Consider the following 15,804-nt stretch of genomic DNA (forward strand, 5'->3'; position numbering starts at 1 on the left):
AATATAATACCTGGTCGAACTGACATTCGGTTTTTGAGATACATACCGAAGGTCTTATTAAGGTTACCCTTTTTTCGGAAAGACACATCAAAATCTTTTTCAAAAGGTTCTTGACATATCACCAGAATGCTTCTATTTCAATTTCAGCACAAATCCCCAGATACTCACCACGATCAGGAGGAGGCCCAACAGGAAGAACACCACCCGCCGGTATCCTCTGCTGTGACGGTAAGCATCCCGCGTACCAGTGGGTCACAGAGCCAGTTCCAGTTGCGGACTGCTCCAATCAAAATCACGGCCCCGATGATCACCGAGGCAATATACCAATGTTCCTGCAAGAACGCTGTGATCGGTTCGCGGTTCATTTACATATATCCCCCTTTTCATCATCGGGAGTTTCCTTTTGGATAATCTCCTTCCCGCTCTTTTAAATCCAGCTCCAGATCTTTTTCCTCCTCCAGATATTCCTCGCAGTCCCGAACCAGTTTTTGAGCGTCCAGGGAAATAAAGTCCTTGACTTTTCTCTTTTTCATGGCGTTCTCTTTACGCAAATACCTGCTGGTATTTCTCTTTCAGTTCCTTCGGCGCCGTCTTGATGACCTTGCTGCCGCCGTTCTGAGAATCCTTTCCCCAGATGGCCCAGAGCAGGCTCTGCCAAGCGATAGCCTGGAATTTTGCATCCTTTCTCTCGTCTGGCAGGAGATAGGCGGAGAAGCGGTGCTTGACTGTCAGCAGAGCATCCAGGCTTTCCTCATTGGCAATCAGGCTGCGGAATTCCTTGGCAGGCTCCAGCCACTGCATCGATAATGCACCCCGCACCAGTACGCCCAAGGTCCACAGCTGGAAACCGAACTTGCGGATAAAGGCATGGAGGAATTTCTCTTGCAGGGAAGAGTGCTCATCATCGCATAGATCCAGATACTCTACCACCAGCGGTGCCCACTGTTCTCCTTCCAGCCCCAGGGCAAACACGGCAAAAGTTCCGGGCATGGCGCAGGATTCATCGGGGAGATTGTTGTACCATTCATACTCCCGCATGGCCAGCCGTGCATACCGCTCAATATCGCCGTGTAATCTGGGGTACTGGACAGCACAGGCAAAGAGCTGATTCACTCCCTTTTTCGGAAGCCCAGGAATGGGCAGATAGTTTTTCTCTGGGCCACGGAACTCCACAGAGTAACTGCGGGGGAAGTCCTCCTGCTCCAGCACCGCGCACAGGTAGTCCAGGATTTCAGCATAGCACTCATCTGTGGAGTCCTTGGCGGTGATGCGGATGGCAGCGAAAGCGTCGTTGGCCGAGGCGGTCAGGTGCTTTGTTTTTCGCTTTTGGATGTTAGGCGGCAATTTGCCGCTGCCACTCGTTTTCAGCTCCTTTACCATGTCCGGGCGGAGCTGGGAAACCAGACCGAGAATATGCCCGGTCATGAGAGCTTCAAAACTCTGCCCATACACTGTATGGCAGACCGCCACATAGCAGGCAAAGTGCAGCAGTCCTTCATCCACATCCTCCGGGCGCAATTCCGCCCACACCGTGCAGGGCGGAAAGACTGTAAACCCATCTTCACGCTCTCCAACAAGGAAGTACCGTTCCTGCACCTGCTTTTCTATGTACTTCTCCAACTTATAGCGGATCTCATTCCAGCCCGCCAACCGCCGCAGGGCATCGCAGAATACAACCGCCTCCTCGCAGGGAAATCCCTTCAAAGGCAGCTTGGACAGATACCGATCCAGCAGCTGACTGGGAAGGAAGGGAGTTCCGCTTTGATTCCGAACTACCATCGGGGAGCCAGAATGGTTTTCTTTTGCGGTCCCATCCAACACATCCTGGATGCACCGATCTGCGTGTTTCAGCACTTCGGGGTCAGTATCCGGTTTATGTATCAGATAATAACGGTCATTTACGCCGTCGCGTTTTGGCAAACTCATGTCTGATCACCTCTTTTTAGACAATAAAAAAGCCCCACGCCGCACTGTCATGAAGACAGGCTGACGCAGGACATGAAGAAGCCGCGTTGAAGGAGCCGCATCCACCAGCAAATGTAGTTTCTTCAACAACCAAAATAATTTTTTCGTATCTTAAAGCAGCAAATGGCTGTCCAATATATTGATTCATCGCAGCACCCTTTTTGTTCGCATAGTATTGTTTTTTATTGTACCATGCCCTTCGGACATGGTACCCCTCCGGGAGAATTGAGCGCCTGGATTTTCGCGGTGAACGCGAAAACCAGATGCGCGATGGTATAATGTCTGTTTTACAGACATTATACCATGCCCTTCGGACATGGTACCTCTCCGGGAGAATTGAGCGCCTGGATTTTCGCGGTGAACGCGAAAACCAGATGCGCGATGGTATAATGTCTGTTTCCAGGCATTATACCACATATTGTTTGATTCGGGAATATTTTTCTTACAGGAATCCATATGCCTAAAATAAAATTTTAACTAAGTTAATTCCTGTATACAAAAAACTTGCAAAATTTTCCGTTTGGTGCTATACTAACGTTTAGTTGGAAAACCTTTTTGGAAGCATAGCTCAGCTGGGATGAGCGTTCGCCTCACACGCGAGAGGTCATGGGTTCGAGCCCCATTGCTTCCATTTTCTTATTTATGAGATCCGGGGCATTAGCGCAGTTGGGAGCGCGCAACATTCGCATTGTTGAGGTCGTGGGTTCGAATCCCATATGCTCCATGTTTTATTCTGTCAATACAAAAATACCGGGACCATACCGTTTTGGATGGTTCCGGTATTTTTGTTATGGGAAATGGCACCCTATGGCATAAAAAACGCTCTGCGGGGATCTTCATGGGGCGAAGGGAAACTTTGCCGCAGAAGCAACCCGCCGCAGACGGAGAAGCCCGCCTGCGGGCCTCTCTCTTGTTTCGTCCTTATGTACAGCCTCATTGCTGTATGCCTACTTCTGCCCGTCCAGATATCTTCCGATCCCCAGGACCAGACCGTCTGCCAGCTTTTCAAGCGCCGCGTCTGAGTGATCCGATGCCTTGTCCCCCAGCTCAATATCCACGCTGGGGATGGTGGAATAAGAGGTCTGGGTCAGATCCATGGCCATGGCGCCCGATGAAAAGATCTTATTTCCTTTTTCCTTAAGCCCCTTTACCAGACTTTCCCCCAGGGCGTTGTGGGACTGCCAGTGGGAGGCCACCGGCTCCATGGCCCGGTATGACCTGTGATCCGGGACACTCATGAAAAAGCAGCCCTTGTCGGATGTGGTGGAATCCCAGTGCAGAGAAATATGGATATCTGCCGTATTGTTGGCGATCACCGTCCGTGCCACATTATCCAGCTGCACATCTTCCTCCTCCCGGATCATCACCACGTCGTAGCCCTCTGCCAGCAGCTTATCCTTCAGTTTTTTTGCCATGGCCAGGGTCACTGTGCTTTCCGGCGTTCCGTCTGCGAAAGTCATCCCGGACGATATGGCGGACGCATACACGGCTCCGGCTCCTGTGGTCCCTCCGGTCACCTTGGGAGATCCGTCCGGATGGCAGAGGGTCTTCATGGAGCTTCCGCCCCGGGTCCCATGGCCCGCATTGACACAGACCGTCTTTCCCTTCCGGTCCGCCCTTCCGTTCTTATAATACACCGCCGCCTCGCTGTTTATCTTGGAAAATGAAGCAAATTCCCAGTTTTTGTCCAGGAACACGTCCTTCGAGCTTTCCACATGTACATTTTTTTCATGGACCTGTACGGCTGACTTCCCATCCAGGACACTGGACGGCTCCTGGCTGCTCAGATACCGGCTGGCCACATAACACGCGTTTCCGTTGACCGTCACCCGGCTCCAGGTTCCGTCGTCCGATTCCCGCTGGATCTTCGTCCCCCTGGGTACCGTTCCCAGAACTGCGCTGTCTGTGGATTTTCCCTCCCGGCAGTTTAAATTGCCCGCCGTCACATATACCGTATCCGCCAGGGCCGTTCCCGGCACCGCCGCGGCCGCCATAAGAAGCCCGATGCCAGCCATCAGTCCTACTTTCTTTCTGTTCATATAACCCCTCCTCTTTCTCTCCGGCCGTTTTCCGGCCAGGCTCCTGCCCGATATGTAAAAGGCAGGGGGAAGCACAGCCTCCCGCCCGCCTTTTTGTTTCTGTTATTCCGTCCTGCACCCGTATCTTCCGGCCTGGCACCGGATGGTCCACCACTGGCCGTTGCAGTACACCTCCATCCAGCATCCGCCGCTGCCAGTGCAGCCGCAGTTCCCAGTGTTTCCGGTATTTCCGCAGCCATTGTTTCCAGCGTTCCCACTGTTTCCGCAGCCGCAGCCACCGTTGTTCCCGGCGTTTCCGCTGTTTCCGCAGCCGCAGTTTCCACCGTTTCCAGTATTTCCGCAGCCACCATGGTTCCCAGCGTTTCCAGTATTTTCGCAGCCACAGCCTGCGGAACCAATATTTCCTGTACTCTGGCAGCCGCAGTTCTGGTACCACCAGCTGTTCCAGCAGGTGTTCCGGCAGTTTCTGTAACATCCGTTGTTCACAAAATTATTTCGATTGCAGCACATATGATAAATCTCCTTTTTTACTTAAGGTTGTACTTTATCATATGGGACAGCCGCAAAAAAGGTGCAGGCTTTTCCATTCCGCAGCCAGAAAACCAAAGACCTGCCCCGGCCGGGCTCCTCCGGCGGAGGAAGCCAGCCGCTGCTGCATTAGTCTCCCAGCACGTTGACGATCTTGGACGGGCTCCTGTAATTCCAGGAAGAGATCTTGATTCCCGTCCGCTTACTGGAGGCATGGACCACCTGGCCGTTGCCGATATAAAGGGCCACATGGTTGATCCCGCCGCCGCTGCCGGAATAGAATACCAGATCTCCAGGCCGCATCTGGCTGGATTTGATGGATTTTCCGCAGTTTGCCTGGGCCGCAGAGCTGTGGGGCAGGGATACCCCAAAGTGGGCCATGACAGACATGGTAAAGCCAGAGCAGTCCGCGCCGTTTGTAAGGCTCGTGCCTCCCCATACGTAAGGATTGCCCACAAACTGCACGGCATAGTTGGCGATCTGGGCCCGTTTCGAGGAAACGCTTCCTGCGCTGGAACCGGCCGCCCCGTCGTTGGCGCTTCCGCCGGATGGCTTGGAGCTTCCGCCCTTACCAGGCTTTGACGTGGTCCCGCCAGACGGCTTAGAGCTTCCAGTGCTTCCATTTCCTTTTGCCGGGGCCTCCACCACCGGAGTATAGGGGATCGCCTCATTGAGGCCGTATTTCACATCCACGTAATCGCTGGAGATAAAGGCAGTGGAATCATCCAGCTCGATCTCCACCCAGCCGTCCTGCTGGCTGACCACCAGGAACTTTTCGCTGCTGGCGATCTGGGTCCAGATCCTGGATTCCGTATTGGGCTCGGACCGGACGTTGACGCCGTCGGTGTTGGCAATGGCCATGAGCTTTGCCACCTGCATGGCCTTATCCTCCGCCTGCTGGCCTGTCAGTATGTACTCTGACTTCACATAGCCTGTGATCTTTCCGGAACGGATCTTATACCATCCGTCATCCGTGGTCTCCAGGATATCACAGCCCGCGTTGCTGGGCAGCTTTGCAATGATCTTTCCGTCTCTTTCACTGGCCTTATCCCGGACGTTCAGATAATTGCTCACGTTGGAAACGCCCAGATTCTCATAAAGACTTAAGACCGTGGTCCGCATATCCTGCTTCCGGGCCTCATTGAGGGCATAGCGGACGGTCACATAGTCCGCAGAAAGATATCCGTCGTCGATCTGCACCCAGCCGTCCTGGATGCTCTCCACCGGATACCGCTCGTCCTTATAGACCTGGCCCATGATCTCGCTGTCCTGGCTGGGCTCTTTTCTCACATTCAGCTTATCTGTGCTGACCACTGCCCGCTGGATGACGTTTTCCGCCGCCACCTCCCTGGCCTTGTCGCCCGTATAGATATACTGGGAGCTGACGTAGCCGGTGACGCCGCCGGAGGATATTTTATACCAGCCGTCGGTGGAGGTGTCGATGATCTCACAGGCACCGCCGCTTAAAAGCTTTCCCACCACCTCTCCATAGGTCTCCGGGATCTTTCTCACATTCAGATAGCCGGATACCCCGGCGATCCCCAGGTTTGCATAACCGTCCAGGACCTTCTGGACCGCCTCGTCATGCTCCTTCTCGGCGATCTCCTCCGCCGAAAGGGTGGTCTCCAGAACAATGGACGCCGGTTCCCCGCTGGTCTCCGGCGGAGCCGTCGTCTCCAGGGACGCCTCCACGGTCTCCACCTTTATCCTTCCGGCCCGGCTTTCCCCGCTCTTTCCCAGAACGCCTCCAGCCACAGCCACGACGATCACGACTGCCACAGCCGCGCCTGCGCCCGCCATATATTTCATGGAAACGCCGCTGGTCCGTTTCTGCCGGATCTTTTTCAGCCGTTCAATATTCTCCTCCGGCTGTACCTTATTCTTTTTTTCCGTTACTTTCTCTTCATCCGTCATTGATACTCTCCATCTCCGGGAATTTCCGGATTTATATACATACCGTAACCCATTTTAGCAGATTATAAGGGTTCCTGTCAAATTTTTTCCCGGGATGAACCATGATATTTTTCTTACGATTTCATGAGGAAAGAGTGGAAAATACGCCGTACCAGGCCTCACCAGTCCACCACACGGTCCACGATGGCCTGCTGCTCGGTGCTGGTCCTCCTCAGATAGATCCTGGTGGTCTCAATGCTCTCATGTCCCATAAGGTCCGCCAGCAGGGCCAGGTCATTGAACCGTTCCAGAAAGCTTTTGGCAAACCGGTGGCGGAAGGAATGGGGATAGGCCACCGCCGGATCGATGCCGTACCGGAGGGCCATGACCTTCAGCTGTCCCGCCACACCCCTGGTGGTGATCCGGCGTCCCTGCTTGTTTAAAAAAAGAAAGCCGCTGGTCTGGTTTCTTCCTTCCAACCAGGCCAGCGCCTCCTCCTGCAAAAGCTTCGGTATGTAGATCCGCCTCAGCTTTCCGCCTTTGGAATACAGATCCATATATCCGATCTGTACATGCTCCGCCTTGATCTGGATCAGCTCGCTGACCCGGACCCCGGTGGCTGCCATAAAGCGGACTGCAAAATACCAGAACAGCTCTCCGTCCCGCTTTAAGCAGCTTTTAAAATACTCATAATCCGCCTCGCTGATCACATTCTCCAGAAAGGCCTTCTGCTGCACCTTTACAAACTGCAGCTTCCACTCTCCCTTTCCAATGCTGTCCAGGTAGCAGTTGATGGCGCGGATCCTTAAATTCACCGTTTAGGGCTTATAGGATTCGATCAGCCAAATCTTATGGTCCCGCAGCTTTTTCTGCGTCACCGTATCGAACTGGGCGAAATACTGCTTGACAGCAAATTTGTAGGATGCGATGGTATTTTCCGACAGATTCGTGTTCCGGAGATATACCTCAAAATCGTCTTCTCTCATATTGAAAGACCTCCTTTCAATATGATTTTATCAGACATTTCTCAAAATACCATGTATTTCCCTGTTTTTCGACATGCATCGAAGCCGATGTTTTATAACTCTCCGATTACTGTTTCCCCAGGGTCTGGAAGTGCTCCATGGAGCCGTACAGCTTCTGGATCCGTCCAAATTCCTCCTCATCGTAGAAGGAGCACAGACCATTTCCAAAGGCCTTGGCTGCCTCCAGCATAAACCGTCCTGCATCCTCCAGGTCCTCCAGATGGGTAGCTCCGGTGGCACAGCCTGCCACTGTGGTCTCTGTGGTCACTGCCACGCCTACCACCGGGGCCTTGGTGGCTGTTGCCGGCTGTAAAATGCTGTTTAAGTGGTACAGGCCGTTTCCGTAGGGAGTGATATCCTGCTGGCTTAAGGCAAATACGTGGGGCAGCCGTCCTGTGGTGCTGATCATTACATCCAGAAGATCCTCGCTGACCCGTAAGATGTATCCCTCCTTCACAGTGGGGGAGATGGCAAAGCCGCGGTGATTGATGATCCGGTTGCCCTTGGTGGTATCCACCACTAAAACGGCGTCCAGGTCATCGGTAACCTCTTCCTTATTTACCTGCCAGGTCTCAACCGGGGAGTTCATGAACGGAACGGGCTCATGGGGCGTGGTGGGCGCGTCGGGACATACGTGGGTAGAGATAAATACGTCTCCCTCTAAGAAATCACCCTTTTTCTGCATATCCAGAAGCTTTGCAGCCACTGCCAGAGCCGTTAAAGCGCCGTCTCCGTCAGAAACGAAGCCCAGCTGCTCCGGTCTTGCTCCCAGGCCGCCCAGACGGCCTAAGATACCCATGGTCTTTGCAGAGCCGCCTTTGCTCTTTCCGTTCTTTCCGGGGATCAGGATCCGCACCATATCTGTGTGGCCCTTGGGTCCCTCCAACGGGTAAGTCTCCACCTGGCAGTCCGGAACGATGGAGCGGAGATATTCCACCACCTGTGCTCCGGATGCCGAAGCGCTGTCTAAGATATCAAAAAGTTCAATGAGCTGCTTATATAACATAATAAAACCCTCCTTGCGTAAAGCCGCCGCTATTTTTAGCTGTTTAATCTATATATCCCTTTTCCTGATAATACCGCCTGGCCCCTTCGTGAAGGAGCCCAGACCCATCCTGGCACAAAAAGGATTTATCCTCCATGGCCGCCAGGCGCGGATCTCCCGCTTTTCCTATATTTTCATCCATGGCCCTGACGATCTCATAGGCCAGCCCATCCTCCATCTCCGCTCCGGCGCATAAAAATACCGGAAAGCCAAAGGTCCTCACAGGATCCTCCTGACCCCTGTATGTTCCTGCCGGGAGCGTGAGCCTCTGGTATCCCGGATTAATCTCCAGGATCCGGTCCAGCTCCTCCTCCGTATAGGAAAGGACTGAAACCTCCATTTCCTCTGAGAGTCTGATGAAAACGTCTGCGGGAGCCTCCAGGAAGCCGTGGATCCCGTCCACGGTCCCGTCTCTTAAGATCCCTGTACTGTTTTCGATCCCCCGCTGCCAGAAATTTTCTTCCTTCACATCCATATCCAGGGCGTCAAAGGCCGCCGCAGATGCCATTCCCGTCTCCGAAAACGCCGGTCCGGCCGAAAGATTCCGGCCGTCCAGTTCATGGACAAAGGCCAGACCCGAGTCCCTCCGGGCCAGCCACTGGGACGCCGCCGGATAACAGGCCATGAGGATGCGGAAATTTTCTTTTTTCTCTCCCTCAAAGGTCCCTTCCCCGTTCCAGGCGTCATAAACCACATCTCCGGATACCAGGGCCAGATCATATTTCCCCTGGCACAGGTTTTCCAGGCTCACAGGAGAGCCCTTGGACTCCTTCAGCTCCACATAGACCGTGGACTCAGAGGTATTAACTGAATCGGCCAGGGCGATGGCCTCCCTGTGAATGAGCTCCCCGTGGAGCCCTCCGGCCAGAGTCACACACTGCCGTTCTCTCTTTACCTCCTCGTCCGGAGCACAGCCCCACAGCGCCAGGGCGCTTCCCAAAAGGACCGCTGCCACCAGAAGCCGCGATGGCCATCCGGGCGTTCTGTTTCTCTTTCTGTATCCCATCTTATATAAAATCATTGACGCACACGGCACCATAGGGACGGATGCTCATGCGGTAGGCGCTTCCCTGGCCCATGGCTTTTTCTATGTATGCAATATACTCGTCTGCCAGGGCATTGGGGATCATGGCCATGATCACGCCGGCAAAACCGCCGCCGTGTACCCGGCAGGCTCCGCAGCCTTTTTCCTTAAGAAACAGCTCTGTAAGGGCCAGAGCGGTGGTGATGCCCTGCTCCTCGCTTCCCGGCACATAACAGTTCTGGAGCCACTTCCAGGAGGAATTGCCTGATTCAGTGATCAGCTCCAGGAAGTCCTCAAACCGGTCCTCCTTTAAGGCGCAGACTTCCTTCTCCACCCGCTTATTTTCCTCGAAGAAATGAAGCGCCCGAAGGAGCGCCCGGTCCCCGGCCTTTTCCTTCACCTCGGTCACACGCGCGATGACCTCTTCCTCTGTGATATCGGCGCAGACCTCTTTTCCGAACACGGCAGCTACCTTTTTCATATCCGAGGGGATGGAGGAGTATTCTGCGCTGAGATCCGCATGGCCCTTTCCTGTCTGGACAATGATCAGGCTGTGGTCCTGGGCTCCGAAATCATAATTGATCTTTTCCACCACTGGCTTTAAGGGATCCTTAAAATCAATGGTGATCATGCCGCCCACGGCGCAGGCCATCTGGTCCAGCAGGCCGGAAGCTTTGTTCCAGTATTTGTTTTCCGCATATTTTCCCACATGGGCGTAGGTGACCACATCCACTTTATTCCCGTTAAAGAAGGTATTGATCATGGAGCAGATCAGCATCTCATAAGATGCAGAGGAGCTGACTCCGGCAGCGCTGATGACGTTGCTGGTGATAAAGGCGTCAAAGCCGCCGATCCTGTACCCCATCTCCTGAAAGCCCATTAACATTCCCTTGGTCAGATCGATGGTCCCCGCCATCTTTTCGCTGGGAGAAAGGTCGTCCAGGCGGATCGTAAACCTCTGGTTGTAGGTCTCGCTGATGATATGGATCTCATCGGTCCCGTTGGCTGCGGCCGCAGCCACACAGTCCAGGTTGATGCTTCCTGCCAGGACCTTTCCATGGTTGTGGTCCGTGTGGTTTCCGCTGATCTCTGTACGGCCAGCGGAGGTGAACAGATACATGTCTGTATTTTTAAAGGCCTGGACAAAGCCCTCCATTACATGGAGATACCGGTTTTTATTTTCCTTTGCATGGTCCTTTCCATACATTTTTTCCAGGAAGTCCGCGGCCTTCCCGCCGTCCAGCTGCTGTAACAGCAAATTTTTTTCCATCGATCCATCTCCTTTTTCCATATGGCTGTCATTGGTCCTTGCCAGCCAGCCTTTTCCCATTATATAATAGATACCTACATACTTGCAATAGTTTCGTGGAAAGGTTTTGTAAAACATGAACAGCTGGAACGGAAAACCCTATCATTCTCTGGATTTTCATTTAAAAGAAATGTTTGGCAGAAAAGTATATAAGCTGGCCCTGGACGGCGGCATGACCTGTCCCAACCGGGACGGCTCTGTGGGCCGGGGCGGCTGCATCTTCTGCAGTCAGGGCGGCTCCGGGGATTTTGCCGCCAAAAAGCAGCTCTCTCTCCGTGAGCAGGCGGACCTGGCAAAAAAACTGGTGGAGAAAAAGGCCGGTCCCGACGCCCTGTATATCGCCTATTTCCAGTCCTACACCAACACCTACGCCCCTCTTCCCTATCTGGAAGCCCTGTTTACAGAAGCCGTCTCCCTGCCGGAGGTCTGCGCCCTGTCCATCGGCACCCGGCCCGACTGTCTGCCGGATGAGACTGTGGCTCTCCTTTCCCGGCTGAACCAGGAAAAGCCCGTATGGGTGGAGCTGGGCCTCCAGACCATCCATGAGTCCACCGCCCGGTTCATCCGCCGCGGCTATGGGCTTCCCGTTTTCGAGGACGCCTTCCGCCGTTTGCGGGCCGCAGGCCTGACGGTCATCGTCCATGTGATCCTGGGCCTTCCGGGCGAGACCCGGGAGGATATGCTGGAAACCATCCGGTACCTGGCAGGCCTTAAGATCGACGGGATCAAGCTTCAGCTCCTCCATGTATTAAAGGGCACTGACCTGGACCGGCTGTACCGCCAGGGCGCCTTCCAGGTCCTGGAGTTTTCCCAGTATCTGGAGCTGGTGGGAGACTGTTTAAAGCTCCTTCCTCCGGAAACGGTGATCCACCGGCTCACCGGCGACGGGCCCAGATCCCTGCTGACAGCCCCCTTATGGAGCGGAAACAAACGTCTGGTGCTGAATTCCATGGCCAGGTATCTGAAAGAAAATAAAATTTATCAGGGCCAGGAGTACTGATACTCCCGGCCCTTTTCTGGCTCCTATAATGCTAAGATCACGCCTCCGTCGTTGGCGTATACGGTAGATACTCCGCAGGTATCGGTGATGACCACCTCTTTGAACTCTGCCATGGAGCAGAGCTTTTCCTTCATGAACTGGGCGCGCTCTGGGGCGTTGCAGTGGGCGATCACCAGACGCTTGTCTTTTGTGGTCCCAGCTTCCTTCACGGCGATCTCCGCCATACGCTGCAGGGCCTTCTGGATCCCCCTGGCCTGGTCCAGCTTAATGATCGTTCCGTTGTCCGCACCCATGACCGGCTTGATGTTTAACTTGGTGGCAAAAAATGCCTGGAGCCCCGTAAGGCGTCCATTTTTTTTCAGCGTATCCAGGGATTCCAGGACAAAATACGTATTCATCCGGTCCCGGTAGGCAGCAGCCTTTTCACAGATCTCGTCAAACTCCAGGCCCTGGTCACAGAGTTCCCGGATATACATGGCGATATTTAACTGGCCGCTGGACGCAGATTTTGAATCCAGCACCAGGATATTTTTCTTCCCATACTCCTCCTCATAAAGGGACTTCGCCAGGACCGCGCTGTTATAGCTTCCGCTTAAGGCCGCGGAGAGAGTGATCACAAACACGTTCTCTTCCTCGCAGCAGTACGCCTCCTTAAACATCTCCGGAGACGGACAGGCCGATTTCGGACACTCCGGGTACTCATTTACTACTTTTATAAATTCCTTTTGGTCAAAGGTCTCGTCATCCACAAAATGCCGCTCTCCCACCATCAGTGTCAGAGGGATCGTGGAATAACAGGGATCCTTTCTCATTTCCTTTGTCAGATCCAGGCAGCTGTCCCCTATAATCTTATATCTCATACCGCTTCCTCCAGCTTAAAACCGCGCCCTGCGCGATGTAGTAATCATTACTACATATTATAGGATCTCACTGCCGGAAAGTCAATCCCCCGGAAAAGCTTTTCCTCAAAACAGGTACACGATCATCTCCAGCAGGCACAGTCCCAGAAACAGAAGAAATCCCGGATTCCAGTAGACATACTTTTTCCATGGGCTCTTTTCCCCGTTATGGGCCGTCACCTGGCGGTACCAGATGGGGCCGAACCGCCAGAGGACCATGGCCCCGCCGGCTGTCATAAAAACGAGGAAGGCCAGGAATGCCATGGAATAAGGGACCGCTGCCAGGTCTCCCAGGGCCGCTGCCACCAGCTCCTGCCCGGCCACCATGACGGTGCTGAAGGAATTGATGGCCATGTGCATCAGGACCGTATAGCGGATGCTGCTGGTCCTTACGGCCACGTAGCCCAGGATCAGGCCGATGGCAGCCGCATAGAAAAACTGCAGCAGGTTTCCGTGCATGAGCCCGAAGAGCACCGCTGTGAACGCCACCGCCGTCCGGTCTCCGAACCGTCTGGCCCGTTTTAAGATCATGCCCCGGAACAGAAGCTCCTCCATGAACGGTCCCAGAAAGCAGGCGTAAATGACCATGGACGGCGTCATGTCCATCATCATCTCCGCCGCCGGGTTCATTTCCTCAATGGTCCTGCCGTTGAACGCGGAGAAAAAGGCGTTCACCAGATTGCCCAGAAGATTAAAAACGTTCCCGGTCCCCATGGCGGCGATGAGACACAGGAGAAAGGCCGCCAGGGACAGGGGCTGAAGCTTTCCCTTAAACTTTGGGATCCGGCACAAAAGGAGGGCTATAATCGGATAGGCGCCGCCGATGACGAACAGATATTTCACCAGCACAGCGGTCCAGGGAGAGTCAAAAAGCCAGGAAAACCAGCGGAAAACGCCGGTCTCCTGGCTTTTTGCCCACGTTTCAGCCAGGCCGAACAGCAGGGCCCCGGCGTACTGGTACGCCATCAGGGCCGCTGCGGAAAGTCCCAGCATGGTAAATGTGATAAAATAGTCCCGTCTTTTATATTCCATAAACGTCCTTTACTGCTCTTCCCGGGCCATGTCCATCATGATCTCGCCGCTTCTTGCAATGAACTTTGTCATGCGCTCCGGAGAGAGGCTTCCATGGGCCAGCTTGGCCAGATCGTAAAGCTGCTGGCAGATCTTTCCGGTGTTCTCTCCGTCTTTGTGGTTCAGCACGAATTTCACCAGCTGGTTATTGGCGTTTAACACCAGAGTCTCCGATACCGGGAACATGTCTGCGCCGCCGCCGTACATGCTGTACATCTTCATCATATCGGCCATTCTGCGGCTCTCCTCGGAAACGGTGATCATGGAGGCCACCGACTCATTCTTAAGCTTCTCCACCTTCACTTCCAGCTTATCGTTTCCAAGGGCCTTCTTAAAGATCTCTGAAAGGCTTTCTGCATCCTTCTTTGCCTGCTCCTTTGCGGCCTCGTCGTCCTCTTCCTTCTCCTTAAAGGTCTCGTTGACATCCGCGTCGATCCGGAGGAATTTCACCTTCTCGTTCTTCTGCTCCAGATGGGAGATGAACGGGGAATCGATGGCATTGGGAAGGATCACCGCATCCAGGCCAGCCTCCTTGAACATGTTGATATACTGGCTCTGCTCCTTTTCATCGGTCACATAGAACACCTGGTTTTCATGGCCCTTTTCTTTATTGGCATCCAGGCAGTCCTTCAAGGTCAGATATTTGCTGTCCAGGTTTTTAAAGATAATATAATCGTTCATCTTTTCTGCGAACTTCTCATCCTTTAAGCAGCCAAATTTAATGAAGGGATTGATATCGTCCCAGTATTTCTCATAATTCTCCCGGTCGGTCTTGCACATGCCGGAAAGTTTGTCTGCCACCTTCTTTGTGATGTAATCGGAGATCTTTTTCACAAAGCCGTCGTTCTGTAAGGCGCTTCTGGATACGTTCAGGGGCAGATCCGGGCAGTCGATGACGCCCTTTAACAGCATCAGGAACTCCGGGATCACCTCTTTGATATTATCGGCGATGAACACCTGGTTGTTATACAGCTTGATCTTTCCCTCGATGCTCTCGTACTCCATATTGATCTTGGGGAAGTACAGGATCCCCTTTAAGTTGAAGGGATAGTCCATGTTCAGGTGGATCCAGAATAAGGGCTCCTTGAAGTCCATGAATACCTTGCGGTAAAATTCCTTATATTCCTCCTCTGTGCACTCGTTGGGATGCTTATTCCACAGGGGATGGATATCGTTGATGGGCTCGGGCCGTCTTAAGATCTTATATTTTTCTCTTGCTGGGGAAACCTCCACAGTCTCCTTTGTACCGTCCTCGTTCTCCTTTTCCTCGGTCTTTGCCTCTTCCACAATGGTCTCGATCACAGTGTCCTTATCGGTCAGCTCATCCTTTTCGATGGTATCGTACTGGGGCTCCGCCGTCTCGTCTGCCACATAAATCTCCACTGGCATGAAGGCGCAGTATTTTTCCAGGACCTCTCTGGCCCGGTACTCGTTGGCAAACTCGGTGCTGTCGTCGTTTAAATAAAGGGTGATGGTGGTTCCGGCTTCTGTTTTGTCCCCGTCGGTCATCTCATACTCCGTGCCGCCTTCGGACTCCCAGTGGACCGCCCTGGCGTCTGCCTTATAGGATAAGGTATCGATGGTCACGCGGTCTGCCACCATGAACGCAGAATAAAAGCCCAGTCCGAAATGACCGATGATCTGGTCCTCGTTGGCCTTGTCCTTGTATTTATTTAAGAAGTCCTGAGCCCCGGAAAAGGCGATCTGGTTGATATATTCCTCCACCTCGTCCTCGGTCATTCCCAGACCGTTATCGGAGACCTGGATGGTCTTTTCCTTGGGGTTTACGGTGACGGACACCTTATATTCCACCCCGTCCGGCTCCTCGTACTCGCCCATCAGCGCCAGCTTTTTCAGCTTTGTGATGGCGTCGCAGCCGTTGCTCACCAGTTCTCTGTAAAAAATGTCATGGTCTGAGTACAGCCACTTTTTGATAATGGGGAAAATGTTCTCACTGTTAATGGATAAACTTCCGCTCTTTGCCATAAAAAATCCACTCCTTCGAT

Annotated in this window: 14 protein-coding genes, 2 tRNA genes and 1 pseudogene; 3 read left to right on the top strand and 14 right to left on the bottom strand. The window is 53.4% G+C overall.

Annotated elements, in window-relative coordinates:
• Positions 1–173: 173 nt before the first annotated feature.
• From OCV69_RS10605 to OCV69_RS10620, 4 genes are read right to left on the bottom strand one after another with little or no spacing between them, the layout of a single operon-like run.
• Entirely contained in the window at positions 174–365 is a 192-nt protein-coding gene (locus tag OCV69_RS10605) for a hypothetical protein (protein ID WP_470207084.1), read from the bottom strand.
• A gap of 21 nt (positions 366–386) precedes the next feature.
• Positions 387–533, bottom strand: coding sequence for a hypothetical protein (locus tag OCV69_RS10610; protein WP_262563096.1), 147 nt, complete (start codon positions 531–533; stop codon positions 387–389).
• A 10-nt stretch (positions 534–543) separates the two neighbouring features.
• Positions 544–1,926: a DUF6138 family protein gene (locus OCV69_RS10615; protein WP_158359080.1), complete on the bottom strand. Its 1,383-nt coding sequence runs from the start codon at positions 1,924–1,926 to the stop codon at positions 544–546.
• Between the two features lie 16 nt (positions 1,927–1,942).
• A complete protein-coding gene (locus OCV69_RS10620; RefSeq protein ID WP_262563097.1) occupies positions 1,943–2,113 on the bottom strand; it encodes a hypothetical protein in 171 nt (56 codons plus the stop codon).
• Between the two features lie 409 nt (positions 2,114–2,522).
• Between OCV69_RS10620 and OCV69_RS10625 the strand changes: the two genes are divergently transcribed.
• Positions 2,523–2,596: transfer RNA gene (locus OCV69_RS10625), tRNA-Val, on the top strand.
• Between the two features lie 20 nt (positions 2,597–2,616).
• A tRNA-Ala gene (locus OCV69_RS10630) sits at positions 2,617–2,689 on the top strand.
• A gap of 223 nt (positions 2,690–2,912) precedes the next feature.
• Here the strand turns inward: OCV69_RS10630 and OCV69_RS10635 are convergent.
• The 7 genes and pseudogenes from OCV69_RS10635 to OCV69_RS10665 all read right to left on the bottom strand — a co-directional run bounded on the left by OCV69_RS10635 (position 2,913) and on the right by OCV69_RS10665 (position 10,789).
• On the bottom strand, positions 2,913–4,004 hold the full coding sequence (locus OCV69_RS10635) for an N-acetylmuramoyl-L-alanine amidase (protein ID WP_331485706.1): 1,092 nt from the start codon (positions 4,002–4,004) through the stop codon (positions 2,913–2,915).
• 102 nt (positions 4,005–4,106) lie between these two features.
• A complete protein-coding gene (locus OCV69_RS10640; RefSeq protein WP_158359082.1) occupies positions 4,107–4,514 on the bottom strand; it encodes a hypothetical protein in 408 nt (135 codons plus the stop codon).
• A 147-nt stretch (positions 4,515–4,661) separates the two neighbouring features.
• Positions 4,662–6,446: a C40 family peptidase gene (locus tag OCV69_RS10645; RefSeq protein WP_262427527.1), complete on the bottom strand. Its 1,785-nt coding sequence runs from the start codon at positions 6,444–6,446 to the stop codon at positions 4,662–4,664.
• A gap of 158 nt (positions 6,447–6,604) precedes the next feature.
• Positions 6,605–7,411 (bottom strand): annotated as a pseudogene (locus tag OCV69_RS10650) (tyrosine-type recombinase/integrase).
• 106 nt (positions 7,412–7,517) lie between these two features.
• Positions 7,518–8,456 carry a DUF1177 domain-containing protein gene (locus OCV69_RS10655; protein WP_158359084.1) on the bottom strand — a complete coding sequence of 313 codons (939 nt, stop codon included), beginning with the start codon at positions 8,454–8,456 and terminating at the stop codon, positions 7,518–7,520.
• Between the two features lie 43 nt (positions 8,457–8,499).
• The gene (locus OCV69_RS10660; protein WP_262563098.1) at positions 8,500–9,516 is read right to left on the bottom strand and encodes a TAXI family TRAP transporter solute-binding subunit; all 1,017 of its coding nucleotides are present in this window, start codon (positions 9,514–9,516) and stop codon (positions 8,500–8,502) included.
• Positions 9,503–10,789: a galactokinase gene (locus OCV69_RS10665; protein WP_158359087.1), complete on the bottom strand. Its 1,287-nt coding sequence runs from the start codon at positions 10,787–10,789 to the stop codon at positions 9,503–9,505. Before OCV69_RS10665 ends, OCV69_RS10660 begins: the two co-directional genes overlap by 14 nt.
• Before the next feature lie 115 nt (positions 10,790–10,904).
• Here OCV69_RS10665 and mnmL point away from each other — a divergent pair, with 115 nt between their 5' ends.
• The gene (mnmL, locus tag OCV69_RS10670) at positions 10,905–11,828 is read left to right on the top strand and encodes a tRNA modification radical SAM protein MnmL/YtqA (RefSeq protein WP_158359089.1); all 924 of its coding nucleotides are present in this window, start codon (positions 10,905–10,907) and stop codon (positions 11,826–11,828) included.
• 23 nt (positions 11,829–11,851) lie between these two features.
• Here the strand turns inward: mnmL and OCV69_RS10675 are convergent, their stop codons facing one another.
• The 3 genes from OCV69_RS10675 to htpG all read right to left on the bottom strand — a co-directional run bounded on the left by OCV69_RS10675 (position 11,852) and on the right by htpG (position 15,784).
• Positions 11,852–12,688 (bottom strand): DegV family protein, encoded by an 837-nt coding sequence (locus OCV69_RS10675; RefSeq protein WP_158359091.1) that lies wholly within the window; start codon positions 12,686–12,688, stop codon positions 11,852–11,854.
• Between the two features lie 105 nt (positions 12,689–12,793).
• Positions 12,794–13,759, bottom strand: coding sequence for a CPBP family intramembrane glutamic endopeptidase (locus tag OCV69_RS10680; RefSeq protein WP_158359093.1), 966 nt, complete (start codon positions 13,757–13,759; stop codon positions 12,794–12,796).
• A 9-nt stretch (positions 13,760–13,768) separates the two neighbouring features.
• Positions 13,769–15,784, bottom strand: a complete 2,016-nt coding sequence (htpG, locus tag OCV69_RS10685; protein ID WP_022273693.1) for a molecular chaperone HtpG — start codon at positions 15,782–15,784, stop codon at positions 13,769–13,771.
• Positions 15,785–15,804 lie beyond the last annotated feature (20 nt).

Origin of the sequence: Alitiscatomonas aceti (assembly GCF_025567195.1) — a bacterium.
GTDB classification, from domain to species: Bacteria; Bacillota; Clostridia; order Lachnospirales; family Lachnospiraceae; genus Alitiscatomonas; species Alitiscatomonas aceti.